22 protein-coding genes and 1 riboswitch are annotated in these 21,988 nt (G+C 67.1%); of the genes, 14 read left to right on the forward strand and 8 right to left on the reverse strand.

Translation table 11 applies throughout. From position 1 onward, the window contains the following. Positions 1–9: 9 nt before the first annotated feature. From AC1DKQ_RS08340 to AC1DKQ_RS08355, 4 genes are all read left to right on the forward strand, one after another. The gene (locus AC1DKQ_RS08340) at positions 10–1,890 is read left to right on the forward strand and encodes a hypothetical protein (protein ID WP_476918681.1); all 1,881 of its coding nucleotides are present in this window, start codon (positions 10–12) and stop codon (positions 1,888–1,890) included. Then, on the forward strand, positions 1,880–2,257 hold the full coding sequence (locus AC1DKQ_RS08345) for a hypothetical protein (RefSeq protein ID WP_476885420.1): 378 nt from the start codon (positions 1,880–1,882) through the stop codon (positions 2,255–2,257). The genes AC1DKQ_RS08340 and AC1DKQ_RS08345 overlap by 11 nt, the downstream gene beginning before the upstream one ends. After that, positions 2,254–2,433, forward strand: a complete 180-nt coding sequence (locus AC1DKQ_RS08350) for a hypothetical protein (protein ID WP_476885421.1) — start codon at positions 2,254–2,256, stop codon at positions 2,431–2,433. Before AC1DKQ_RS08345 ends, AC1DKQ_RS08350 begins: the two co-directional genes overlap by 4 nt. A 283-nt stretch (positions 2,434–2,716) precedes the next feature. After that, complete coding sequence (locus tag AC1DKQ_RS08355; RefSeq protein WP_476885422.1) at positions 2,717–3,232, forward strand: hypothetical protein; 516 nt, start codon at positions 2,717–2,719, stop codon at positions 3,230–3,232. Positions 3,233–3,263: 31 nt separating this feature from the next. Here the strand turns inward: AC1DKQ_RS08355 and AC1DKQ_RS08360 are convergent, their stop codons facing one another. Further along, on the reverse strand, positions 3,264–3,866 hold the full coding sequence (locus tag AC1DKQ_RS08360) for a phosphoribosylanthranilate isomerase (protein WP_476918682.1): 603 nt from the start codon (positions 3,864–3,866) through the stop codon (positions 3,264–3,266). 161 nt (positions 3,867–4,027) lie between these two features. Here AC1DKQ_RS08360 and AC1DKQ_RS08365 point away from each other — a divergent pair, with 161 nt between their 5' ends. After that, positions 4,028–4,714: a HutD/Ves family protein gene (locus AC1DKQ_RS08365; RefSeq protein WP_476918683.1), complete on the forward strand. Its 687-nt coding sequence runs from the start codon at positions 4,028–4,030 to the stop codon at positions 4,712–4,714. Here the strand turns inward: AC1DKQ_RS08365 and AC1DKQ_RS08370 are convergent. The 4 genes from AC1DKQ_RS08370 to AC1DKQ_RS08385 all read right to left on the reverse strand — a co-directional run bounded on the left by AC1DKQ_RS08370 (position 4,711) and on the right by AC1DKQ_RS08385 (position 8,885). Next, a complete protein-coding gene (locus AC1DKQ_RS08370; protein ID WP_476918684.1) occupies positions 4,711–5,538 on the reverse strand; it encodes an ABC transporter permease in 828 nt (275 codons plus the stop codon). The two genes, AC1DKQ_RS08365 and AC1DKQ_RS08370, sit on opposite strands and share 4 nt — an antisense overlap. Positions 5,539–5,551: 13 nt before the next feature. After that, entirely contained in the window at positions 5,552–6,481 is a 930-nt protein-coding gene (locus AC1DKQ_RS08375) for an ABC transporter permease (protein ID WP_476918685.1), read from the reverse strand. A gap of 68 nt (positions 6,482–6,549) precedes the next feature. Next, positions 6,550–7,737 carry an ABC transporter substrate-binding protein gene (locus tag AC1DKQ_RS08380; protein ID WP_476918686.1) on the reverse strand — a complete coding sequence of 396 codons (1,188 nt, stop codon included), beginning with the start codon at positions 7,735–7,737 and terminating at the stop codon, positions 6,550–6,552. Positions 7,738–7,811: 74 nt separating this feature from the next. Then, positions 7,812–8,885, reverse strand: a complete 1,074-nt coding sequence (locus AC1DKQ_RS08385) for an ABC transporter ATP-binding protein (RefSeq protein ID WP_476918687.1) — start codon at positions 8,883–8,885, stop codon at positions 7,812–7,814. Positions 8,886–9,137: 252 nt separating this feature from the next. Between AC1DKQ_RS08385 and AC1DKQ_RS08390 the strand changes: the two genes are divergently transcribed. The 6 genes from AC1DKQ_RS08390 (at position 9,138) to AC1DKQ_RS08415 (ending at position 13,482) form a co-directional block, all read left to right on the forward strand. Further along, entirely contained in the window at positions 9,138–9,878 is a 741-nt protein-coding gene (locus AC1DKQ_RS08390; RefSeq protein WP_476918688.1) for a FadR/GntR family transcriptional regulator, read from the forward strand. Positions 9,879–9,989: 111 nt separating this feature from the next. Beyond that, positions 9,990–10,772: a cache domain-containing protein gene (locus tag AC1DKQ_RS08395; protein ID WP_476918689.1), complete on the forward strand. Its 783-nt coding sequence runs from the start codon at positions 9,990–9,992 to the stop codon at positions 10,770–10,772. 38 nt (positions 10,773–10,810) lie between these two features. After that, positions 10,811–10,878: riboswitch (guanidine-III (ykkC-III) riboswitch) on the forward strand. Between the two features lie 9 nt (positions 10,879–10,887). After that, complete coding sequence (locus AC1DKQ_RS08400; RefSeq protein ID WP_476918690.1) at positions 10,888–11,211, forward strand: DMT family transporter; 324 nt, start codon at positions 10,888–10,890, stop codon at positions 11,209–11,211. A 2-nt stretch (positions 11,212–11,213) separates the two neighbouring features. Beyond that, the gene (locus tag AC1DKQ_RS08405; RefSeq protein ID WP_476918691.1) at positions 11,214–11,627 is read left to right on the forward strand and encodes a DMT family transporter; all 414 of its coding nucleotides are present in this window, start codon (positions 11,214–11,216) and stop codon (positions 11,625–11,627) included. Between the two features lie 157 nt (positions 11,628–11,784). Continuing rightward, complete coding sequence (locus AC1DKQ_RS08410) at positions 11,785–12,810, forward strand: aldo/keto reductase (RefSeq protein ID WP_476918692.1); 1,026 nt, start codon at positions 11,785–11,787, stop codon at positions 12,808–12,810. Between the two features lie 21 nt (positions 12,811–12,831). Next, positions 12,832–13,482, forward strand: a complete 651-nt coding sequence (locus AC1DKQ_RS08415) for an MBL fold metallo-hydrolase (RefSeq protein ID WP_476918693.1) — start codon at positions 12,832–12,834, stop codon at positions 13,480–13,482. A 115-nt stretch (positions 13,483–13,597) separates the two neighbouring features. On the opposite strand, the gene AC1DKQ_RS08420 is transcribed toward AC1DKQ_RS08415, so the two are convergent. Continuing rightward, complete coding sequence (locus AC1DKQ_RS08420; RefSeq protein WP_476885435.1) at positions 13,598–15,520, reverse strand: DEAD/DEAH box helicase; 1,923 nt, start codon at positions 15,518–15,520, stop codon at positions 13,598–13,600. A 343-nt stretch (positions 15,521–15,863) separates the two neighbouring features. Then, the gene (locus AC1DKQ_RS08425) at positions 15,864–16,205 is read right to left on the reverse strand and encodes a hypothetical protein (RefSeq protein ID WP_476885436.1); all 342 of its coding nucleotides are present in this window, start codon (positions 16,203–16,205) and stop codon (positions 15,864–15,866) included. Positions 16,206–16,416: 211 nt separating this feature from the next. Here AC1DKQ_RS08425 and AC1DKQ_RS08430 point away from each other — a divergent pair, with 211 nt between their 5' ends. The 3 genes from AC1DKQ_RS08430 (at position 16,417) to cycA (ending at position 20,370) form a co-directional block, all read left to right on the forward strand. Next, the gene (locus AC1DKQ_RS08430) at positions 16,417–17,466 is read left to right on the forward strand and encodes a class I SAM-dependent methyltransferase (RefSeq protein ID WP_476918694.1); all 1,050 of its coding nucleotides are present in this window, start codon (positions 16,417–16,419) and stop codon (positions 17,464–17,466) included. Next, positions 17,463–18,158, forward strand: coding sequence for an SAM-dependent methyltransferase (locus tag AC1DKQ_RS08435; protein WP_476918695.1), 696 nt, complete (start codon positions 17,463–17,465; stop codon positions 18,156–18,158). Before AC1DKQ_RS08430 ends, AC1DKQ_RS08435 begins: the two co-directional genes overlap by 4 nt. A gap of 706 nt (positions 18,159–18,864) precedes the next feature. After that, positions 18,865–20,370, forward strand: coding sequence for a D-serine/D-alanine/glycine transporter (cycA, locus tag AC1DKQ_RS08440; protein WP_476918696.1), 1,506 nt, complete (start codon positions 18,865–18,867; stop codon positions 20,368–20,370). 114 nt (positions 20,371–20,484) lie between these two features. On the opposite strand, the gene AC1DKQ_RS08445 is transcribed toward cycA, so the two are convergent. After that, a complete protein-coding gene (locus AC1DKQ_RS08445; protein WP_476885440.1) occupies positions 20,485–21,951 on the reverse strand; it encodes an MFS transporter in 1,467 nt (488 codons plus the stop codon). Positions 21,952–21,988: the final 37 nt, after the last annotated feature.

A 21,988-nucleotide genomic window follows, 5' to 3' on the forward strand; every position in this document is an offset into this window, starting at 1 on the left:
ATCGAGGAAATGATGACACACGAAACGGCAACAAGCCCCGTGAACACCGCCCACCGGCATGAGGCGCATGCGCACGTCGGCGGCGCCAAACCGCCCACCCGCCGCAACCTGGGACTGACGCCGTCGTGGCACGTCGGCGCCTTGGCCGCCACAGCCGCGGTCGCCCTCGTCCTCGGCGTCTGGAGTATGACCCAGGTCGATCCCCTTCGGATCGGCGGCGCCGGACTTATTGGCGTCCTCCCGCCCGCTTACTTCGTAGCGCTCGGGCTCAGCCTGACCGGATTTGTCGCCTCGTTGAGCCTCCGCCGCCTGGTCCCTCCCCTGCTGACCTGGCAGCTTCTGGTGACAGTGGTTGTCCTCGCTGGAGCTGACCCCATCATCCATGGCCTGCCTCGGCTCGAGGCCAGCTTCCGCCATCTGGGCATTGCCGACACCATGAGCCAATCGGGCCAACTCGATCCGACCCTGGACGCGTACTTCGACTGGCCCGGATTCTTCAGCATGCTGGGAATGCTCTCGGGGGCGACAGGCGCCAAGGACCTATTCGGCATCGCAACCTGGGCGCCGGTGGGGATCAACTTCCTCTTGCTCGCGCCGCTGCTGGCCCTGGCACGGCGGCTGACGGCAAATCCGCGCCAGGCGTGGGCTGCTGTCTGGATCTTCTACGTGGCCAGCTGGATTGGACAGGACTATCTCTCGCCGCAGGCGCATTCCTTCGTCCTCCTGCTCACCCTGGTTGCCTGCCTGCTCAGCGTCTTTGCCGGCTGGGCCTGGTCCACGGAGCGAAACGGGTTCTCCCGGCGGCTTGCCCGCAGTGTCAACAAGCTTGACAGCTCAGCGCCCGGATATGGCGCCATTGAGCCACTCCGGGCGGACACGGCGGTGCTCGTGGTGGTCTGCGGGCTGTTCCTTCTCGCCATGACCGCTTCCCATCAGCTCAGCCCCTTCGCCGCGATCCCCATCCTGGCCGCGCTGCTGCTGACCGGCCATCTCCGGCTGCGCTTCCTGCCCGTCCTGGCCGTGGTCCTGCCGGTCGGCTGGCTGATCTTTGCGGCTTCAGCCTTCTTGTCGGGGCACTTTGGCCAGCTGCTCGGCTCTTTCGGTGACATTGGCGCAAACAGCCTCGGCGCGCTGAGCACCCGGGTCTCAGGCAGCGATGCCCACGTGTTGGTGGTCTACACGCGCATCGCCGAGGTCGCGCTGGTCTGGATTCTCGCCGTTGCCGGCGCCATCGTTGGCTATCGGCGGAAGGCACCGTGGTTGGCGGCCGCGGCCGCGGCGCTTGCGCCGCTGGTCCTGATTCCGCTCCAGCCATATGGCGGCGAACTGCTCCTGCGCCTGTATCTCTTTAGCCTTCCGTTTGCCGTGTGCCTGGCGGTGCTGCCGCTGATGTCAGAGAGCAATGCCGGGCTGAGCCTGCGCCGAGCCCTCGCGCTGCTGCTCATGGGCGCGGTACTGGCCACGGCAACGGTGGTTTCCCGCTACGGAAACGACGGCATGGAGAGCTTCAATGACGACGAAATCGCCTTAGTGAACCGGCTCTATGCGACTGCGCCCACCGGCGCCGTCCTCATTGAGGCAGTTCGCAACACCCCGTGGAGATACCAGCACTACGCGGACTACGACTACCGGGCGCTCGTTGCTGCCGAGCCGATTCCCAACGCCGCTCCGCTTAGCTGTGAAGCGGCCAACCAGATCGCCCACAAAGCGGGCGCGTACCTCATCGTTACCGAAAGCCAGCGGGAGGCGGCCGAACTCCGCGGTTCGACTCCCACCGGCGACCTTCAACGTTTTACCGCCACATGCGCCACCAGTCCAGGCTGGACGAAGGTCTATGAAAACGCGGGCGGCGTGATTTTTCACATCGAAGGAGTTACCAATGGCAACTGAACGCAGCTACGTGAGCTATGCGACGGCAGCCGTCGCCCTGGCCGCCATACCGCTCTCGTTTGTCGGGCCCGAGGGCCTGCGTCTGGCCGTGATCGGCCTGCTGATGCTGGCCGGACCTGGAACAGCGCTGGTGCTGCTCCTCCACTTCGGTCCCACGCGCTCGGCCACGACCGCTGGCGCGCTCCCCCTCTTCATCGCCATCGCAATTGCCTTTAGCCTCACGATGTCCACCCTCGTGGCGACGGCGATGATCTATGCACGGCTTTGGTCACCGCCGGCGGGCGTATGCGTCCTGTCGATCATGACCCTCGCCTTCCTTGGCCTTGAGCTCAAGAGGCCACAGCGGGCCCTGGTGCGTGCGAAATGATCATCTTCCTGACAGGACTGGCCACGGTGACAGCACTCGTGAGCTGCGATGTCCTCCGCGTGTTGCATCCGGACAAGGCACTGCCGCGCCCTGTATTGATCACCACGGCAGCCCTTCTGGCCATAGTCGGCGTCGCAGCGGTGGCGCAGTTGGTGCACTTGGCGCAGCTTGCATGACAGAAGCCGCCCGCCCGGCGCGGCACAAGCGCACATCATCAAGTCCAACCAATCACGGAAAGTATCTGCAATGAGAACACTTAGAACACTCAGCATGGTTGGGACGCTCGGATTACTCGTAGCCGGTTCCCTTGTCTTCGGTTCCGCCCAGGTCGCTACGGCCGCAACGTGCAGCCCCGCACCCACGAACTCCTTTTCTGGGTCCGTCGTGCTGGCCACGAGTTTTGAATCGGGCAGCTTTTGCGGCCTCATCCCCCAAGTGTCGGGCACCGGGACGGCAACAATGTCCACTTCGCGGGCCAAGACCGGGACGCATTCAGCCAAGCTGCACGTGACCACGGATTCCGGTTCGCTCGCAAACCTTTCCGCCCCGGCGTTCGCCTCGGGGACCAAGACCTCGTACGCAGACGGCTGGTTCAATATCACCGTGGCCGGCGTTTCCGGCAATGACGTACCGTACTTCCGCTTCTTCTCCGGTTCCACCCGCGTCGCGGACATCTACCGCTACAACAGCAACGGGCAGCTGTGGCTCCGGGTCACCTCACCAAGCGGCACCTTTGTCTACACGAAACTGATCTCAGGGAGCATCTCCCTGAGCGCCTGGCACCATGTCAGCATGCGGGTGACCGCCAATGGCAGCGCGTCAACAATCCAGGTGTGGTTCGACGGCGTGCAGCGATACAGCAGCACGAGCGTCAGCATGCTGGGGAGCAGCCTCAGCAAAGTTCAGCTCGGGGCCGAGCACAACCGGCAAAAGGGCGACGAATACATCGATGATGTCATCATCAAACGCTCCTAGCTCCCTCCGATAGCCCGCAAGCGGCCCGGCCTCATTCCGGCTCCTTGGCCGCCCTCACGAAGTCCCCAATCTTGGCAAGGTCTTTGATGCCTCGCGAGGACTCGACCCCGGAAGACACATCGACGCCCCACGCCCCGGCTTCCGCCGCCGCCCGGGCCACGTTGGCGGGATCCAGGCCGCCGGCGAGCAACCACTTGCGTCCAGCCAGGGCCTTAGCCCGGACGGAGCCGTAGTCCCAGGCTTCGCCGGAGCCGGGGACAGCGGCGTCGATCAGGAGCAGCTCTTCACCCCAGTTGTCGAAGGCGTCTGCAGCGGCGGCCATGGTGACGGCCCGGATCAGCTTCATCCCGGCGTCGTGCACCGTCCGGACGTCCGCCGGTGAGCGGTCCCCGTGGAGCTGGACCCAGACCAGGCCCGCCTCACGGGCGACGTCGACGGCGTCGGCGGCCGGTTCGTGCCGGAACACCCCCACGGCCGGCAAACCATTCGGGACGTGGGAGAGGAGGTTCCTGACCTGTTCCGGGGTGACCTCCCGGGCGCTGCGGGTCAGGACGAAGCCGACGGCGTCCGCGCCGGCACCAGCCGCGGCGCGGACCGCGTCCGGGGTGCTGAGGCCGCACACTTTGACAAACATTCTGGCTCCTTTTGCACGCTTCCTGCCTCTGACGTTAGCAAGACAGGACCGCCGCCGCCGACTTTGCGTCGGCGGCGGCAGAAGCGTGGCACCGGGCATGGCGCCGGCATCGCAGCCGGGCTGGCTCCAGGCGCCCCTTGACCGGCCGATAGGCTGGTGCCATGGAGATCATCCGCTATGCCGAGCTCAAAGCCCACCCTTGGCGCAACGGCGGCGGGGTGACCCGCGAGGTGGCCCGCCATCCCCGGACGCCGTCCGTGCAAACCGCCCTGCAACCCGCCCTGCAAAAAACAGCGCAGGACAACTCATGGGACTGGCGCGTCAGCATTGCCGAGGTATCCAAGGCCGGCCCCTTCTCTGCGTTCGCGGGGATGGACCGTGTGCTGACTGTGATTGACGGGGAGTTGTTGCTCCTGAGCGTGGACGGCGCCGAGCACCCGCTTGAGAAGTACCGGCCGTTCCGGTTCTCCGGCGACGCCGCCGCGGCGGGGGCACTGCCCACCGGCGACATCCGGGACCTGAACGTCATCACCCGCAACGGCGCCTTCAAGGGCTACACGTCTATCATCGAGCTGTCCAAGAAGCGCGCGCATCCAGTGTTCGAGGGACAGTTCGGCATCCTCCTGCAGGGCCAGGGGACCGTCAGCCCCGGCACTGCGGGCGACCCCGCGCCCGGCGCCGACAGTGCCGTCGGCACGCCCACAGTCACCTCGGAGCCGGAGCCGGAGCGCGTCGAGCTGAACCGTTATGACGCCGTCGTCGGCGCTGACACCGCCACGCCGGAAATCGTGGGCCGCGGATTCCTGGCGGTCGTCTCCATCGATCCTGCGCAGCCCGGTACGGTTTAGCGTTCGTCCGCCTTCAGGCGGGCGCCGCTGACACGCACGGAGTCCCCGGACAGCTTCTGCGCCAGCCAGATCGGAACGATCGAGACCACGATCAACACGACGGCCACGACGTTGACCACGGGCGCCTGGTTCGGACGGAAGAGGTTCTGCAGGATCCAGATCGGCAGCGTGGTCTCACCGGCACCGATCGTGAACGTGGTGACGATGATCTCGTCGAAGCTGAGCGCGAAGGCCAGCAGCCCGCCCGCCAGCAGGGCCGAGCGCAGTTGAGGGAACGTCACCAGGCCGAAGGTGGTGAAGACACCCGCGCCGAGATCGGAGGAGGCTTCCTCCAGGCCGGGGCTCATTCGGCGTAGCCGCGCTATGACGTTGTTGAAAACGGTCACCATGCAGAACGTCGCGTGGGCGATTACCACCGTCCACAGGCTCAGCGAAACGCCCATGATGGTGGTGAACATGTTGTTCAGGGCAATGCCTGTGACAACTCCGGGCAGCGCGATCGGCAGGATCACCAGCAGGTTGATGACGTCGCGGCCGAAAAACTCATACCGCTGCAATGACAGTGCCAGCAGCGTCCCCAGCAGCAGCGAGATGACGGTCGCGACCACCGCCACCCACAGCGAGGACAGGACAGCCTCCCGGACTCCCGGCGAGTCAAAAGCCTTGCCCCACCATTCCAAGGTGAAGCCCTTGGGCGGCCAGCCGAACGTCCGGTCCGCGTTGAACGAATTCACCACCACGAGCATGAGCGGGGTGTAGATGAACAACAGCACCAGCGCGGTAACGACGCCCAGGATCACTTTGGCGCTACGGGAAAGCCTCATGATGCGCCTTTCGCTACAGGTTATTCAGGGCGCCGGTACGGCGGACGATGAAGAGGTAGAACATGATGATGGCGATAGGAACCAGCGACACCGCGGCGGCAAAGGGCAGGTTGTTCGCGGCTCCGACGTTTGCGTAGACCACGGTGCCCAGCATCTGAGTGGTCCCGCCGACGATCTGCGCGGTGATGTAGTCACCCAGGGACAGGGAGAACGTAAAAATTGTGCCCGCAATGATGGAAGGGACCAGCAGCGGAAGCATGACCAGGCGCATGGTGGTCAGCGGTTTCGCGCCGAGGTCCCCGGAGGCTTCCAGCAGGGAGTCGGGCACCCGGTCAAAGCCCGCGTAAATGGGCAGAATCATGTACGGCAGCCAGATGTAGGACAGCGTCAGGATGACGGCGGTCTCGCCATAGCCTGGGGACGAGAGGCCCAGCGGAGCCCCCAGCCACTCCAGCAGCCCGCCTTCGGCCAGGACATTCCGCCAGGCGTAGGCCTTGACGAGGTAGCTGGCCCACAGCGGCATCAGCACGGCCACCACGAGCAGTTTCTCCCAGCGGGCGCTGGCCACCTTCGCGATGAAGAACGCGATGGGCAGGGCGAGAATCATGTCGATCACCGTGACCGCAACCGCGATCCACAATGTCCGCAGGGTGATCCGCTGATACACCGGATCGGTCAGGACCGTGACGATGTTCTCCGTGGTCCAGACCGTGGACACCTCTCCCGTAAAGGTGTCCACGGTCCAGAACGCGGTGATCAGCAGTGCTGCCAGGGCGGCGATGTACACAAGCACCAGCCAGCCCGCCGGCGCCGTGAGCAGCGCGGCAAGCCGTAGCCGGGGTGATCGGTGAAGCAACGCCGAGAAGGCGTTGGTTTTCGCCCTCGGTACAGCCCCGGCATCACGGGGTGGGCCGGGCGGCAGCTGTTGTATCTGTTGTGCCATCTCGCCTTAGTCTCTGCCGGCCGCCGCGGCCGGCTTGTTCTTGCGGTTTGGGTGCGCAAGCGCCGGACTCAGCCCTTGATTTCCGTCCAGGCCTTGGTCCATTCCGAATAGTCGGTGCACTTGACGTCCGTGCGGCCATCGAGGCACTCGGCCACCGGGGTGGTCCAGTACCAGATCTTTTCGGCGTAGGCCGTATCACCGGAGTGGTACGTCTCGCAGTGCTTGGGATCCTTGGTCAGCTCGCAGGATTTGGCGTTGGCCGGGGATTCGCCAAAGTACTCCGCCACCTGGGCGTTCGCCTTGGGGCTGGCGATGTAGTCGAGCCACTTGTAGGCGCAGTTCGGGTTCTTGGTCTTGGATCCGATCATCCAGGTGTCCGACCAGCCGGTGGCACCCTCTTCCGGGAGAAGGGTTGCAACCTTGGCGCCCTCGCCCGTCGCGATGTTGGCCCCCACCTGCCAGGTGGTGCCAACCACGGTGCTCCCCGACGTAAAGGCCTGGACCTCCTTGACGACGTCGCTCCAGTACTCGCCGATGTGCGTGCGCTGCTGCTTGAGCAGGTCGACGGCGGCGGCCAGCTGGTCCTTGTCGAGGGCATAAGGGTTCTTGATGCCCAGCTCCGGCTTATGGGCCATGAGGTAGACGGCGGCATCGGCGATGTAGATGGGCGAATCGTAGGCCGTGACCTTGCCGGTGTGCTTGGCGGCGTCGTCAAACACCGCGCTCCAGGATGCGGGCGCCGGGGTGACCTTGTCCGTGGAGTACATCAGCAGGTTGGCGCCCCAACCGTGGGGCATCCCGTAATTAACGCCGTTGACGGTGTTCCAGGCCTTGTCCTTCAGGAACGGATAGATGTCCGGGTAGTTCTTCAGCAGGCTCATATTGACCGGCTGGACGTCATGGCCGGCGACCAGGCGCAGCGAAGCATCCCCGGAGGCTGAAATGACGTCGTACTGCCCGGTGCGCATGAGGGTCACGGCCTCGTCCGAGGTGCCGAACGGTTTGAAGCTGACCTTGCACCCGGTCTCCTTTTCGAACGGATGCACCCAGTCGACCGCCGGGTCGTTGCTGCCGTCCTCGACATACCCCGGCCAGCCAAGGATGGAGATCTGGCCTTCGCCGGCACCGATCTCGGTCTTCACCGGCTGCGTCGACGGTGCAGAACCCGATCCGCCGCTGGTCCCACAGGCTGACAGCGCGAGGGCTGCCGCCGCAACCGCCCCGACAACGAGGGAGGCCTTAGTTCTTGGTGCCATAATCCTTACCTTTCGATGTGAAGAAAATCTCTGGACTGGGAACGCTGCGGAACGGGCGGGACGTCCGCCCGGCGTCAGGTGACGGGGCCCGGAAGCCAAACGACGGCGTCGTTGTCCCAGCTGACTGTGACGGGCTGGTTCACCAGTTCCGAGTCGCCGCCGGGCAGCTTTTCCGGAACCAGCGCGACGACGTCGGGCCCGCCGTCGAGCTGCACCCGCACCTGGGTGGCGTGCCCGACGTAGACGGACGACGTCACCGTCCCGGGCCGGGAGGTGGTGCCGGAACGGCTCTCCGGCTCCCCGGTCCAGCCGACGCGCAGCCGCTCGGGACGGATGCACAGGGGGTCCGGCCGGCCATAGAGCGCCTGCGCCTGGGCGGCGTCGAAAATGTTGGAGGTGCCGACGAAGTTGGCCACGAAGATGCCGCCGGGGCGCTCGTAGATTTCGTGAGCGGTACCGATCTGTTCGACGCTGCCGTTGTTGAAGACACCGATCCTGTCGCTCATGGTCAGGGCCTCCTCCTGGTCGTGGGTGACGAAGATGAAGGTGATGCCCAGCGAGCGCTGCAATTCCTTGAGTTCCACCTGCATCTGCTGCCGGAGCTTGAGGTCCAGGGCACCGAGCGGCTCATCCAGCAGGAGGACCTTCGGCTCGACCACCAGCGCCCGGGCCAGGGCAACCCGCTGCCGCTGGCCGCCGGAGAGCTGGGCGGGCTTGCGGCCGAGGAATTTCCCGAGCTGGACGCGGTCCAGGGCCTCCCTGGCCCGCTCGCGCCGCTGCTTTCCGGCCATTCCGCGCACCCGGAGCCCGTAGGCGACGTTGTCCACGAGGGACATGTGCGGGAACAGGGCGTAGTCCTGAAAGACGGTGTTGACGTCCCGCTGGAAGGGCGCCATCGCCGTGACGTCCTTGCCCTCGAGTTCGATGCTTCCGGACGTCGGTAGCTCGAAGCCAGCGATCAACCGCAGGACCGTGGTCTTGCCGGAGCCGGACGGGCCAAGCATGGAGAAGAACTCCCCGTGGCGGATGTCCAGGTCCACGCCATCTACCGCGACGGTATCCCCGAAGACCTTGGTGAGCTTACGGAGGCGGATCGCCGGAATCTCCTCGGTTCCGGTCGAGGTGCCGGCGGCCAGTGTTTCGGTCATGGGGTGCGCCTTACTCCGTTGCCGGATCGTCCACGAGAGAGCCACGCAGCGGAATGTGATCCAGTCCACACAGGGCTGCTGGGCCAAATGCTATTACTTCATAGGTTTTATGTATAGACCCTCCGGCAAAGCCCGGATTAGGATGACATCAGCCCGGTCGACGCACGGCGGCGCCCCCCTGCGGACGCTGCATGGATGCCGGACGGTAACACCGGAACCGGCCGGATACCGCCGGAGGGAAGGGAGGCCCGGATGGTGTTGTCGCCGAATGGCGCCTCCCGGAGCCTGGCGGCGGTGTTCACGCCGATCAAGTCACGCGGGCTCGTGGATGAAGTGTGCAGCCGGATCGAGCAGGCGGTGGAGACCGGGTTGCTGACCAGCGGCCAGCGGCTGCCGAACGAAACAGAGCTGGCCGCGGCCCTCGGAGTGTCCGCTGTAACGGCACGGGAGGCCCTTTCGCAGCTGCGTGCCTCGGGAATCATCCGGACCGCACGCGGCCGCAGCGGCGGAAGCTTCATCGCCGACAACGTGCTGCCCTCCCGGGAACGGGCACTGGCGCAGCTGCAGGAGTTGAGCCGGCTGCAGATCAGGGACCTCGCGCTGCACTACCAGGCGATCGCCGCGGCCTGCGCGGGGGTGGCGGCCCGGCGCTCCGACGCCGCCGACATCGCCACGCTGCGCTCGTTCATCCCCTCAGCCAACGACGACTCTGCCAGCTGGCGCCTGGCCCTCTCGGAGTTCCTGCTGGAAGTTGCGGCCATTGCCCGCTCCGCCCGGCTGGCCCGGGAGCTCATCCGGTTACAGGCCGATCTTGGCACCCTCACGCTGCTGCCCTGCGCCGATGCCGGGTACCGCGGGCGCACCGCCGTGATCCTCGAGGACGTGGCAGCCGCCATCGAGGCCCACGATCCAAGGGCCGCCGAAACCGGGGTCAAGGACTTGATCTCCGCCACGACCGACTGGCTGCTGACCGAGCAGGCCAAACGCTATTGACCGCACTCGCATGTTTAAGCCACGATCTTGACCGACCAATATTGACTGACCAATCCTGACCGTCCAGCTTGACCGCAAATGTCCCCGCCGCTTCGAGCTAAGGCAGCAACCATGTCCGAAACCACGTCCACCGTAGGCTCCTCCGCAGACTCCGCGGCACCGACCGCTGGTCCCTCCACAGGCCCCTCCGCTGCACCGGCCGGACCCGGCTCTGCCGAACGGGCCGCCGCCGAGCTCGACGCCACCATCGCGGGCATCGAGCACCGACTGGCGGACTGGGCTGCCGCCGCCGGTGCGGCCCTGGCCGCCATGTCCGGGAAAGTCACGGGCACGGCCGTGGACAAGCTCATCCGGCCCGTGGTCGAGGAACTGGTGCAACTGCCCGGCGGTTACGCGGCCGGCGCTGGGTTCATCGCCAACGCGGGGCTGCTCGGGCCCGAGCGCAGCTATATCGCCTGGTGGCAGGGCCCGGATCTGGAACACGTCGACGCGCTGGCCAACTTCAGTCCCAACTCCATCAGCCGCTACGTCAAGGCCGAGTGGTTCCGGATCCCCGTGGAAACAGGCCGGGCGCATGTCACCGGGCCCTACGTGGATTTCCTCTGCACCGACGAGTACGTCCTGACCTTCACGCACCCGGTGTTCACCCGTCCGGACGCCCCGGTGGCGGGAATCGTGGGCATCGACGTCACGGTTCAGCGCCTGGAACGCGGGGCCATGCCGGCCCTGCGGCGGATCGGCGGCCGGGCCACCCTGGCCAACGCCGACGGCCGGGCAGTGGTGTCGGCGGCGACCGATATCGACGCCGGAGACCTGATCTCGCCGGACCAGCCGTGCGCGCACTACCCAGTGGGGCGCACCTTCACGGTCTGGAGCAACGCAGCCGGACTGTGAGTCAGGCCGGCTGTGACGCGGCTTTGCTAGACTTGGGGGCCAAGGCCCCCACTTCCGGGCCTCCGGACGACGGTTCAGTACCCGGCACGCGACAAGACTGGCCACAGGAGCTGTCATGTCGTGGTTAATACTCATTCTTTCCGGGGCGCTGGAGGCCGTCTGGGCCGCCGCCCTGCACCGGACCGCCCAGGTCACCGGCCGCCGCCGACTGGTCCCGGCATTCGTTTTCCTCGGTTCGGTCCTCGCCAGCACCGGGGGCCTCGCCGTCGCCATGCAGTCCATCCCCACCGGAACGGCCTACGCCGTGTGGGTGGGGGTCGGCGTCGTCCTGACATCCGGCTACGCGATGATCGCCAAAGTTGAGCGCGCGACGGCGGCGCGGATCCTGCTGCTCGGCGGGATTGCCGCGAGCGTGGCCGGCCTGAAGCTGGTGGCATAACCATGGCCGCGAACCGCACACTGAAAACGACAGGCAAGGCGCCGGCCACCACGCTGGCCTGGCTCATCCTGCTCGCCTCCGCCGTGCTGGAGGCGGTCTGGGCCACGGCCCTGGGCCGCTCCGACGGCTTCACCCAGCCGTTGCCCACCCTCGTGTTCGCCGTGACGGCCACCCTCAGCATGGTGGGGCTGGGCATCGCCGTGAAACGGATTCCGCTCGGCACCGCCTACGCCGTCTGGGTGGGGATCGGCGCCGCACTGACGGTCGGCTGGGCGATGGCCACCGGCGTCGAACCGGCCAGCCCGCTCAAACTGTTTTTCATCGCGGGGATCGTCGGCTGCGCGGCGGGCCTGAAGCTCCTGCCGGCCGGGAAATCCGGGAAGTCCGGGGCGTCCCCGGCGCTCCCGCCCAGTTAGTCCCCCCGGAAGGGGGTCCTTGCGGGCGGCACGCCATGGCCGCCCCCCGTCCGCGGGCGGCAACCGGGCGGGAACGTCGGAATAGCCGCGCACACCCCGGGGTTCTTGCCAGGGACGGAACTACTCCGAACTTCTCAGTGCGCGAATGGAGATCCCCATGAATGCAGCAACAGTGAATGCAGCAGGAGTCCAGCTTGGCGACGGCCTGTTGGTCAGCCCGCTGGGGTTCGGCGGCATGGCCCTGACCCCTGTGTACGGCGAGGTGGACCCGGCGGAGGCCCTGCGGACCCTGCATCACGCGGTGGATGCCGGTGTCAGCTTTATCGACACGGCGGACATCTACGGCGGCGGCAGCAACGAGGAGCTGATTGCCCGGTTGCTCAAGGAACGCCGCGGCGAAGTCCAACTGGCCACCAAGTTCGGCCTCGTGGGCAATCCCGCAGCGGGCTACACGGACATCCGCGGCGATGCCGCTTACGTGAAACAGGCGGTGGACCGCAGCCTGCAACGGCTGGGCACCGACTCGATCGACCTGTACTACGTGCACCGCCGTGACCTCCGCGTTCCGATAGTGGAAACCGTGGAGGCCATGGCGGGGCTGGTGCAGGCCGGCAAGGTGCGGCACCTGGGCCTGTCAGAGGTGACGGCCGAGGAGCTGCGCGAGGCCAGCAGCATCCACCCGATCGCCGCGGTCCAGAGCGAATGGTCCATCTGGAGCCGCGACGTGGAACGGAACGTGGTTCCCGCCGCCGCCGAACTCGGGGTGGGTTTTGTGCCCTATTCGCCGCTGGGCCGGGGATTCCTCACCGGCACCGTGGACGCCTCGACGCTGGGCAGCAACGACTTCCGCCGCAATATCCCGCGCTTCGCCGCGGACGCTGCGGGCGCCAACCAGGGTGTGGTGGCCGCCGTGCGGGCGGTCGCCGCGGAACTGAGCGTTGCCGGGCGGGCTGCAACTCCCGCCCAGGTGGCGCTGGCCTGGCTGCTCGCGCAGGGCCGGAAGCTGGGGCTGCCTGTGGTCCCCATCCCCGGCACGCGCAAGGCGGCCCGGATCGACGAAAACCTGGGCGCCCTGGCGCTCGGCTTCACCGCAGCGCAACTGAAGACGCTCGACGCCGCAGCGAACGCCGTCGTCGGCTCCCGTTCGGCGGACCCCACCTGGGTGTCCCAGGGCCGTGAATAGCGCCTCCGTAGACTGAAGCCCATGGACTCGCTTATTCACTCGTTACGTGACATCACCATCCGCCGGATTTCGGTCAGCGAGATGGACAACAATGTGTACCTGCTCACGGCCAAGGCCTCCGGCGCGCAGCTCCTGATCGATGCGGCCGATGATCTGGCCGCCATCCAGGGGCTGCTAGCGGACGCCGCTGCGGATACTTCCGCGACGCCGAAGCTGGCGTTGATTGCCACCACCCACCAGCACTGGGACCACGTTCGGGCGCTGCCGGGCCTGGTGGAAGCCACGGGTGTGAAAACCGCGGCCGGGACAGAGGATGCCCCGGAGCTTCCGGTGCCGGTGGATGTACTGCTGGATCACGGGGACGTCGGCAACTTCGACGGCTTCGACGTGACGGCAGTGCATCTGCGCGGCCACACTCCGGGTTCGATCGCCCTCGTGTACCAAGACCCCGCGGGGCCGGCACACATTTTTTCCGGCGATTCGCTGTTCCCGGGAGGAGTAGGCAACACGCAGAAGGATCCGGCGCGGTTTGCCCAGCTGATCACGGATGTCAGCGAGCGGCTGTTCGACGTGTATCCGGATGACACCGTGGTGCACCCGGGCCACGGCAAGCCCACCACCCTTGGTGCCGAGCGCCCGCACCTGGAAGAGTGGCGCGTCCGAGGCTGGTAACTGGCGCTGCGCTTCGCAGATTGCGCTGCGCATAATGCCGGTCGCAGAGGGAATTCCCGCAGCGACCGGCATTTTGCGCGTCACCGGCTACTTTGAGTAGCCGGCAAGCGAAACCTTAGCGGCTGCGGCGTTCGTTCGAGGCCGGAGCCGACGCGCGGCGCGGGCCGCCGCTGCGGGCCGGACGGCCTTCGCTGGAGCGGCCGTTGCCGCCGCCTGCGTAGGATCCGCCCGAAGTGCCACCAGTGTTGGAGGACCAGACAGCCGCGCTGCCTCCGGCTTTGCTTCCGCCGGACTTGGCGCCGGCAGCTGCGCGCTGGCCGGTTGCCGGGCGGCCGCTACGCTGGCCGCCAGTCGAAGCGCCGGCGCGGGGGGCGCCGCCGGTGCGGGGAGCGCCACCGGAGCGGGGTGCTCCGCTGCGGGGGGCCGAAGCGCCCCGGGCGTCGCTGCGTCCCTCGGCGGCGCGTCCGTCCGAACCGCGGCCGGCCGCGGCACGGCCGCCGGCTGCCGGAACATCGTTGTGGTGCGCGTAAGCGGTGGTGCGGCCACGGCCGCGCGCATTCCGGCGCTCGGCGCGCTCGGCCTCGGCGCGATCCTCGTTCTTCTCCGCGACGCGCTCTGCAGCGTTGCGGGCAGCAGCCTGGCCTTCATAGGCGACAGCGCGGCGCTCGGCGCGCGGCAGATCGGTGCGGGGAGCCTCGGCTCCGACGCGTCCGCGACCGCCACGGCCACCACGGCCACCCGCGGTGGGTGCAGCCTGGGTGGTGCGGCGGGCGCGCTTGCGCTCGGCGTTGGCACCCGTGGAGCTACCGCCGCCGTGCTGTGCGGCCTTCGCGGCCAGCAGCGCGGCGCGGGTGCGCGGATCGATCTTGTCGGCCATTTCGCCGACCAGTTCTGCAACCAGCGGGGAGTTGGCGGTGACGCGCTCGAAGTTGACTTCGACGCCGGCAGCCTTCATCAGCTTCTTGACGTCGGACTGCTGCTCGGGCAGGGTCAGCGTGACCACGGTGCCGTCGGAGCCGGCGCGGGCCGTGCGGCCTGAGCGGTGCAGGTACGCCTTGTGCTCTGTGGGCGGATCCACATGGATGACCAATTCGACGTCGTCGACGTGGACGCCGCGGGCCGCGACGTCGGTGGCCACCAGGACGCGGACGTCACCGGAGGAGAACTCGGCCAGGTTGCGGTCACGGGCGTTCTGCGAGAGGTTGCCGTGGAGATCGACGGCGGGGATGCCGGCGTCGGTCAGGGTCTTGGCCAGCTTGCGGGCGTGGTGCTTGGTGCGCATGAAGAGCACGCGGCGGCCGGCACCGGAAGCGAGCTCGACGATCAGCTGCTTCTTGACGGTCTGGTCGTTGACCACCAGCACGTGGTGTTCCATGGTGGTCACCGCGGCCTGCGGGTCATCCACCGAGTGGGTCAGCGGGTTGGACAGGTAGCGCTGGACGATCTTGTCCACGCCGTTGTCCAGGGTGGCGGAGAAGAGCAGGCGCTGGCCCTGGGTGGGGGTCATGTCCATGAGCTTCTTAACCACCGGGAGGAAGCCAAGGTCAGCCATGTGGTCGGCCTCGTCCAGGACGGTGATCTCGACTGCTTCGAGGGTCAGGATGCGCTGACGGATCAGGTCCTCCAGGCGGCCCGGGCAGGCGATGACAATGTCGACGCCGGCGCGCAGGGCCTTTTCCTGGCGGGCCTGGGAGATGCCGCCGTAGATCACCGTGGTGGTCAGGCCCATGGCCTTGGCCATCGGCTCGATGGTCGCGTTGATCTGTGTTGCCAGCTCGCGGGTCGGAGCCAGGACCAGGCCCATCGGGCGGCCGGGCTTGCGGAAGTGCTTGGCTTCCCGCTCGGCGAGTCGTGCCACAAGCGGGATGGCGAATGCGATGGTCTTGCCGGAGCCGGTGCGGCCGCGGCCCAGGACGTCGCGTCCGGAAAGGGTGTCAGGGAGTGTCTTGACCTGGATCGGGAAGGGCTCCACGATCCCCTGGGCGGTCAGGGTGTCGGCAAGTGCTTTGGGCGTGCCGAGGGCAGCGAATGTAGTCATGTGTTTCAAGGTCTTTCAGGCGGTATCCGTGCGGATATCGGCCCCCGATGCCGGTTGGCTCAAGGGTTCGCCGAAGAAAAGTCAGGTGATCAACCGGGCTGTTGCCAAACTTCAGCAAGCGGCCGCCGGGACCAAATGGAACGCGTTCATCGACGCAGGATGTGCCTCTCACATGAAAAAATCCCACTGCCTGCGTGCGGATTCCCGAAGGAATCCGGCAGGGACCCGGTTGACGGACCGAGGCCGGTCAACCGAATCAAAAGTGGGCATCACTGCACATCAAGTTCCACTAGCCTACCATCCGGCAGGGCCGGGGCCCGTATCCGGGCCGCCGGCCCAGTCCCTAGCCCGCCAGGCTGGGTGCCTGGAACAGCGGCATGTGGGCGGACCGGGAAGCTGCGTCCTTGGAGGTGTGAGTGGTTGTGTGGACGGGCGGCCGTGACGCCGCGGGCGACTTGCCTGCGGCCGGGCTGGGGCCGGCCGGCCGCAGGATCACGAGCGCCTCGGCGTCTATGAGGCGGCGGGTTCCCGTCCGGGCATCCAGGATCCAGAACAGGTCCACCCCCGTGACGGTCTGGGTTACCGGGCCCCGATGGAAGAGCTTGCCGTTGTGCCAGGCCTCGATCTCGTCCCCCACGTTCAACTCGGCAGAGCTGTGGATTTTCCGTGCTTCGTCAACGTCCATGATCATTGCCCTTCCCCCGTGTACAACCTCTTGTGCCCAGCATTCACGACACAGGTTTCGGATTCGTTTCCGGGGCGTGATTTTTGCGTATCCCTGGGCCTGCGCGGCGTTCTCAGGGAGGCCCCATGCGTGTATTGACCTTGTATTGACCACCTTTGCGTCCCGGAGGAGCATGGTGGGCGGGCAAAGTGACGAGAGGAGACGGGGGACGATGCCGGGAATTCTCGTCGCTGGCTTCTTCCGGGCCATCCAAGTGGCGCTGTTGCCAGTAGGGGCTGCGGGCTACGTCGCCGCTGTCCCGCGGCTGCTTAACTACAGCCGGCGTGCGGGCGTTTCGGCGACAGTGTTTGCCACCCTCTACACGCGCTACATGCAGCACCGGCTGGGGACGAGGCCGGATGAGCCTGCGGCCCGGCTCATGACGGTCATGCCGAAGGTATCCCCGGAGGGGTTCCGGCTGGAGACCGCCCCCACGCTCGTGGGACACCTGCTGACCGGCTTCGTCCCCAAGATCTACCGCTATCCGTATCAGGGGCGGGCCCCGATGCGCCACCAGTCCACAGCACGGACCAGCTACTACGATGCCGCCCTCCAGCGGCATCTGGCCGGCATTGACCAGCTTGTGGTCCTCGGGGCGGGATTCGACACCCGGTCGTTCAGGGTGTCGCCGGAGGACGGTGTGCGCTGCTTTGAAATCGACCTGCCCCGGACGCAGGCCCACAAACTCGCGATGCTCGAGAAAGCGGGCCTGTCGACCCGCCTGGCCACTTACGTGTCCGCCGATTTCGAGACCGAGGACTGGATGAAGAAGATCGTGGCGGCCGGCTTCGACCCCGGCAAGCCCGCGATGTTCCTCTGGGAAGGGGTGACCATGTATTTGGATCGTTACTCGGTCGAGGCAACACTGCGCAGGATCGCCGGCACGGCCGCCGGCAGCATAGTGGCCTTTGACTACTTCGCTAGTGAAACTATCGCCTCGCGATCGCCCTACATGCGGTACGCCCGGGCTGCCGCGAGATTCGTGGGTGAGCCGCTGACCTTTGGCATCGACAACACTCCCCCGGCCAGGAAGAGCGCGGCCGACTTTGTTGGGTCCTTCGGGCTGGCCGTTGAGGAGCACAGGAATTTTGGCCGGGAGACCCGACGGCGGTCCGCGCCCGCCGGCTTCGTCACCGCCGTCGTGGCGCCCGCCGTCGACGACGGCCCGCAGGAAAACAGTCAGCCAAACCTGTCGAAATACCACGATGAGGGGAAACCATGACAAAACACAGCCAGAGCCACACCCACGAGCACGACGCCTACGCGGATGCGGATGCGGATGCGGCGCCGGGCACCGCGGCCCAGATGTGGGATGAAAAGTACAGCAGCCGCCCCAAGATGTGGAGCGGAGATCCGAATCCGCAACTCGTCGCGGAGGTGGCGGACCTGCCTCCAGGCGACGCTCTGGATCTGGGATGCGGCGAGGGTGCGGACGCCATTTGGCTCGCTGCCCGCGGCTGGGCGGTGACCGGCCTGGACGTTTCGGCCGTCGCCCTGGAGCGTGCGGCCGCCCACGCCCGGGAGCGGGGCCAGGATGCCACCATCGAGTGGGTGCAGCAGGATCTTGCCACGTGGATCCCGGACCGATTGTTCGACCTCGTCACGGCCCAGTTCCTGCATTCCACCCAGATGCCGTGGCAGCAGGCGCTGCAGCTCGCCGCCGCCGCGGTCCGGACCGGCGGGACGCTGCTGATCGTCGGCCATCACCCCGACGGGCTGCCTCCGTGGGGCGCGCACCATACGCCGGAGAAGTTCTTCACCGCCGAGGACCTGGCCCGGGAGCTTCGGATCGAGGAGCCGCTGTGGCGCGTCGAGGTCCTGGACAGCCGGCAACGCAGCGCCGTCGGACCCGAGGGCGAGGCCGTGTCCCTCACCGATGCCGTGCTGCGGGCCACGCGCCTGGCCGCACAGTAGGCTGCCGGGCAGCGTTCGAGGGAGTATTCCCGGGGATCACACACCGTCGCTGAACCGCTTTGGAACTGATCCATTGCTGGGCCATCCGCTTCCGACTCAGGTCCGGATCACCACTGGCACCACGGCTACGTGGCTGGACCCGACCTCGCCCGTTGGCCCGGTTGGACGTACACCGACACCGCATGACCTAGGAATCATCGGAAGGCAACATCCCTGCCCAACTGACCTGCAGAACCGAAAACTGCGCCCCCAACGGCCCCGCCCACGGCGGGGCCGTTCCGTTCGCCGTCGTCGCACCGTTGCCGCGCAAAAAATGTGACAAAAGACAGCGGACGACAACTGAAGCTAAGATGGTCGACAGTTGTCGAACCCGCCCCGGGTGGATGATTCGCGGAAACGCGCTACCGGAGCGGGCGGCGGGCGGCCGTGCCGACGTCGCATTTTCCCTAGGGCCCGCGAAGGATGTGGGCTCCGGACCCGCTCCCGCGCCTTCCGGGAGTTCCGTTCCGTCGGAAGCGCCACGGCACTTCCCCTGCCGGCCGGGCCCACGGCGGAGGCTGCCGCGACGCGAGGGGCCACGAAATACCGGCCCTAACCTTGATTTACCCGCCAAAACTGTTACCTCCGTCACACCTTGACGGATCCGTGCGGCCCGCACTGCGCAACCCCCGCCCGCTGCGACCGCCTGTGACAAGGAAGAAGCCTCATGTCTGAACGCACCACCTCGGCCGCTCCGGCCATTTCAGAATCTGACACTGGCGCCTCAGCCAACGGTGACTCCGGCGCCGTGAACCGCGAACCGCACCTCGCCCGCGCCCTCGGCAACCGCCACATCCAATTGCTCGCCATCGGCGGCGCAATTGGCACCGGCCTGTTCATGGGTTCCGGCAAGACCATCTCGCTCGCCGGGCCGTCCGTCATCTTCGTCTACATGATCATCGGCTTCATGCTGTTCTTCGTGATGCGTGCGATGGGCGAAATCCTGCTCTCCAACCTGAACTACAAATCCTTCAGTGACTTCGCCGGCGACCTGCTCGGCCCTTGGGCCAGCTTCTTTACCGGCTGGTCCTACTGGTTCTTCTGGGTAGTTACCGGGGTGGCGGACATCGTCGCCATTTCCGGATACGTGGACAAGCTCGCGCCCGGCACGCCCTTGTGGATCCCGGCGCTGCTGACGCCCGTGGTCCTGATCCTCCTGAACCTCCCCACTGTGAAGGCGTTCGGTGAAGCGGAGTTCTGGTTTGCCATCATCAAAGTCGTCGCCATCGTGGCCCTGATCATCACCGGCGCGGTCATGATCGCCACCCACTTCACGTCCCCGAACGGCGCGGAGGCCAACCTCGCCAACATGTGGAACGACGGCGGCATGTTCCCGCACGGCATGTTCGGCTTCGTCCTCGGTTTCCAGATCGCCATCTTCGCCTTCGCCGGGATCGAACTGGTGGGCACCGCCGCCGCCGAAACCAAGGACCCGGAGAAGAACCTGCCACGGGCCATCAACTCCATCCCGGTCCGCGTCCTCCTCTTCTATGTGGGCGCCCTGGTGGTCATCATGGCTGTCAATCCGTGGCGCACCATCGACCCCGCCAGCAGCCCGTTCATCGGCATGTTCACGCTGGCCGGGCTGGGGATCGCCGCAGTGGTGATCAACCTTGTGGTCCTGACCTCCGCCGCCTCCAGCGCCAACTCCGGAATCTACTCAACGTCCCGGATGGTGTACGGCCTCGCCCAGGACGGGAACGCGCCCAAGGCATTCGGAAAGCTCAGCGTCCGCAAGGTGCCGCAGAACGCGCTGCTGTTCTCCTGCATCTTCCTGCTGGCCGGTCTTGTCCTGCTCTACTCCGGCGACTCCGTGATCGGCGCGTTTACGATCGTCACTTCCGTGGCCTCCGTGCTGACCATGTTCGTGTGGTCCATGATTCTGATCAGCTACATCGTCTTCCGCCGCCGGCGCCCGGCCCTGCACGAGGCCTCGGCCTTCAAGATGCCGGGCTCCGCCTTCATGCCGTACGTGGTCCTCGCGTTCTTCGTCTTCATGCTGGTGGCGCTGGCGCAGGCCGATGACACCCGTCTGGCACTCTTTGTGGCCCCGGTGTGGTTCCTGCTGCTGGGTGCGGCCTGGCACTTCAACCGGAAGACCCCGCTGCAGCAGGCCCGGATTGTGGAATGGAAGGCCGTCCGCTCGCAGGAGGAAGCCCGCGCGGCTGCCTGATCCATGCGCTGATACAAAGTGAGCTGAGGAGCCCCGGCCGGATCGTCCGGCCGGGGCTCCTCTTCCGTGCCGTGCCGTGCCGCTACGGTGCTGCGCCCTTATGGTGCTGCGCCGCTAAACAGGTGACCTGACTGCGGCCGGTACGACGGCGACGCGCGGCGCGACGGCCACGGCGGCGATCCCGATCACCGCCGTGAGCGCGAAGACGCCGGCAAACGACGCCGATGGAGCCGCCGTCGCGAACGCGGCGAACACGATCCCGGTGCCGGCGAGGGCCAGGGCGCCGCCGAGGGAATCCGAAATGGACATCGCCGAGCTGTTGAAGCCCTCGGTGTCCTTGGTGGAGAGGGCCAGGGTCATGACGCTCAGGCGCGGATACATCAGGCCCATGCCGCCGCCGGCGAAGATCCATCCCGCGATCGCGACGGCGGCCGGCCACGCCAACACCGTTGTCACGAGGGCCAGCACGACGGCGCCAAGGACGAGGGCCGAACCGATCCGCACCGCCCTCCGGTGCTCCAGCCGGGTCCCCAGCCTTCCCTGGATGGCCGACGCCGCCGCCCAGGCGATGGCGCCGCCGGTGAGCGTGAGGCCCGCAAGCGTCGGGGGAAAGGCGTAACGTTCCACGAGCAGATACGGCAGGTAGACCTCGGCGCCGAAGAAAGCTGCGGACGCGAGCCCGCGGGTAAGGATCACGCTCGGCAGGCCGCGCCGGGCGGTCAGCGTGCCGCGCGGCATCAGGGGACGGACGGCCAGGAGTGCGACGGCGACGGCGGCAGCCGCCAGCACCGCCCCGGCCCCAGGTACCGCGGCTGACAGGTTCAGGCCCAGCACGGCGAGCGCGGCCAGCGCCGCCAGCGCCAACTTGGCCAGGCCGCCCGGCGGACGGCCGCCGGCTGCGGTCTGCACGTTTGCCGGGGGATCTCCGGCGACGCCGGATCTTCCGTTCAGGCCGCGCAGGGCCGGGGCCGTCAGGAACAGGGCCGGGATCACGAGTCCGACCACGCCGAGAAAGACCCATTGCCAGCCGGCCAGTTCCGCCACGGCGCCGGCCGCGAACGGGCCCACCAGGGACGGGATGACCCAGGCCGCGGAGAAGGCGGCGAAGATTTTCGGATGCAGGACCGGCGGGTAGACCCGGGCGATGACCACGTACAGGGCTACGGTCAGTCCGCCCCCGCCGAGTCCCTGCACCAGCCGTCCGGACACCAGGACCGGCATGGATCCGGCGGTACCGGCGATGAGCAGGCCAAGCACGAACATGCCCACTGCGGCCAGGAGCGGCGCCACCGGCCCTTTGCGGTCCGACCAGCTGCCTGCGGCCACCATCCCGATCACCCCGGTGGCGAGTGGCCCGGCGAAGGCCAAGGCGTAGAGGCCCGCGCCATCCAGCTCCCGGCTGACGAGCGGCATGATGGTGGTCACCGCCAAAGACTCGAAGGCCGCCAGGAACACCAGCGCGCAGGCACCGAGTGTCACCAGCAGGTAGCTGCGGTGAAAAATGCCGGCCGATTCCGGGACGGACTTCGGACGGGCGGGCGGGTCGGTTCGGGACACGGGCGGGACCTGATCGGGGGACATGGACGCAACCCTAGAACCTCAACTCGGCTTGAGGTCA

This window comes from Arthrobacter sp. 05L421 (assembly GCF_056397785.1).

What these genes read in the sequence shown, in the direction of transcription:
- AC1DKQ_RS08380 (WP_476918686.1), bottom strand. Translation starts at nt 7,737, where the DNA reads ATGGCACCAAGAACTAAGGCCTCCCTCGTTGTCGGGGCGGTTGCGGCG.
- AC1DKQ_RS08350 (WP_476885421.1), top strand. Translation starts at nt 2,254, where the DNA reads ATGATCATCTTCCTGACAGGACTGGCCACGGTGACAGCACTCGTGAGC.
- AC1DKQ_RS08355 (WP_476885422.1), top strand. Translation starts at nt 2,717, where the DNA reads ATGTCCACTTCGCGGGCCAAGACCGGGACGCATTCAGCCAAGCTGCAC.
- AC1DKQ_RS08410 (WP_476918692.1), top strand. Translation starts at nt 11,785, where the DNA reads ATGAATGCAGCAACAGTGAATGCAGCAGGAGTCCAGCTTGGCGACGGC.
- AC1DKQ_RS08370 (WP_476918684.1), bottom strand. Translation starts at nt 5,538, where the DNA reads ATGAGGCTTTCCCGTAGCGCCAAAGTGATCCTGGGCGTCGTTACCGCG.
- AC1DKQ_RS08435 (WP_476918695.1), top strand. Translation starts at nt 17,463, where the DNA reads ATGACAAAACACAGCCAGAGCCACACCCACGAGCACGACGCCTACGCG.
- AC1DKQ_RS08400 (WP_476918690.1), top strand. Translation starts at nt 10,888, where the DNA reads ATGTCGTGGTTAATACTCATTCTTTCCGGGGCGCTGGAGGCCGTCTGG.
- AC1DKQ_RS08365 (WP_476918683.1), top strand. Translation starts at nt 4,028, where the DNA reads ATGGAGATCATCCGCTATGCCGAGCTCAAAGCCCACCCTTGGCGCAAC.
- AC1DKQ_RS08445 (WP_476885440.1), bottom strand. Translation starts at nt 21,951, where the DNA reads ATGTCCCCCGATCAGGTCCCGCCCGTGTCCCGAACCGACCCGCCCGCC.
- cycA (WP_476918696.1), top strand. Translation starts at nt 18,865, where the DNA reads ATGTCTGAACGCACCACCTCGGCCGCTCCGGCCATTTCAGAATCTGAC.
- AC1DKQ_RS08390 (WP_476918688.1), top strand. Translation starts at nt 9,138, where the DNA reads ATGGTGTTGTCGCCGAATGGCGCCTCCCGGAGCCTGGCGGCGGTGTTC.
- AC1DKQ_RS08415 (WP_476918693.1), top strand. Translation starts at nt 12,832, where the DNA reads ATGGACTCGCTTATTCACTCGTTACGTGACATCACCATCCGCCGGATT.
- AC1DKQ_RS08420 (WP_476885435.1), bottom strand. Translation starts at nt 15,520, where the DNA reads ATGACTACATTCGCTGCCCTCGGCACGCCCAAAGCACTTGCCGACACC.
- AC1DKQ_RS08405 (WP_476918691.1), top strand. Translation starts at nt 11,214, where the DNA reads ATGGCCGCGAACCGCACACTGAAAACGACAGGCAAGGCGCCGGCCACC.
- AC1DKQ_RS08345 (WP_476885420.1), top strand. Translation starts at nt 1,880, where the DNA reads ATGGCAACTGAACGCAGCTACGTGAGCTATGCGACGGCAGCCGTCGCC.
- AC1DKQ_RS08375 (WP_476918685.1), bottom strand. Translation starts at nt 6,481, where the DNA reads ATGGCACAACAGATACAACAGCTGCCGCCCGGCCCACCCCGTGATGCC.
- AC1DKQ_RS08395 (WP_476918689.1), top strand. Translation starts at nt 9,990, where the DNA reads ATGTCCGAAACCACGTCCACCGTAGGCTCCTCCGCAGACTCCGCGGCA.
- AC1DKQ_RS08430 (WP_476918694.1), top strand. Translation starts at nt 16,417, where the DNA reads ATGCCGGGAATTCTCGTCGCTGGCTTCTTCCGGGCCATCCAAGTGGCG.
- AC1DKQ_RS08360 (WP_476918682.1), bottom strand. Translation starts at nt 3,866, where the DNA reads ATGTTTGTCAAAGTGTGCGGCCTCAGCACCCCGGACGCGGTCCGCGCC.
- AC1DKQ_RS08340 (WP_476918681.1), top strand. Translation starts at nt 10, where the DNA reads ATGATGACACACGAAACGGCAACAAGCCCCGTGAACACCGCCCACCGG.
- AC1DKQ_RS08385 (WP_476918687.1), bottom strand. Translation starts at nt 8,885, where the DNA reads ATGACCGAAACACTGGCCGCCGGCACCTCGACCGGAACCGAGGAGATT.
- AC1DKQ_RS08425 (WP_476885436.1), bottom strand. Translation starts at nt 16,205, where the DNA reads ATGGACGTTGACGAAGCACGGAAAATCCACAGCTCTGCCGAGTTGAAC.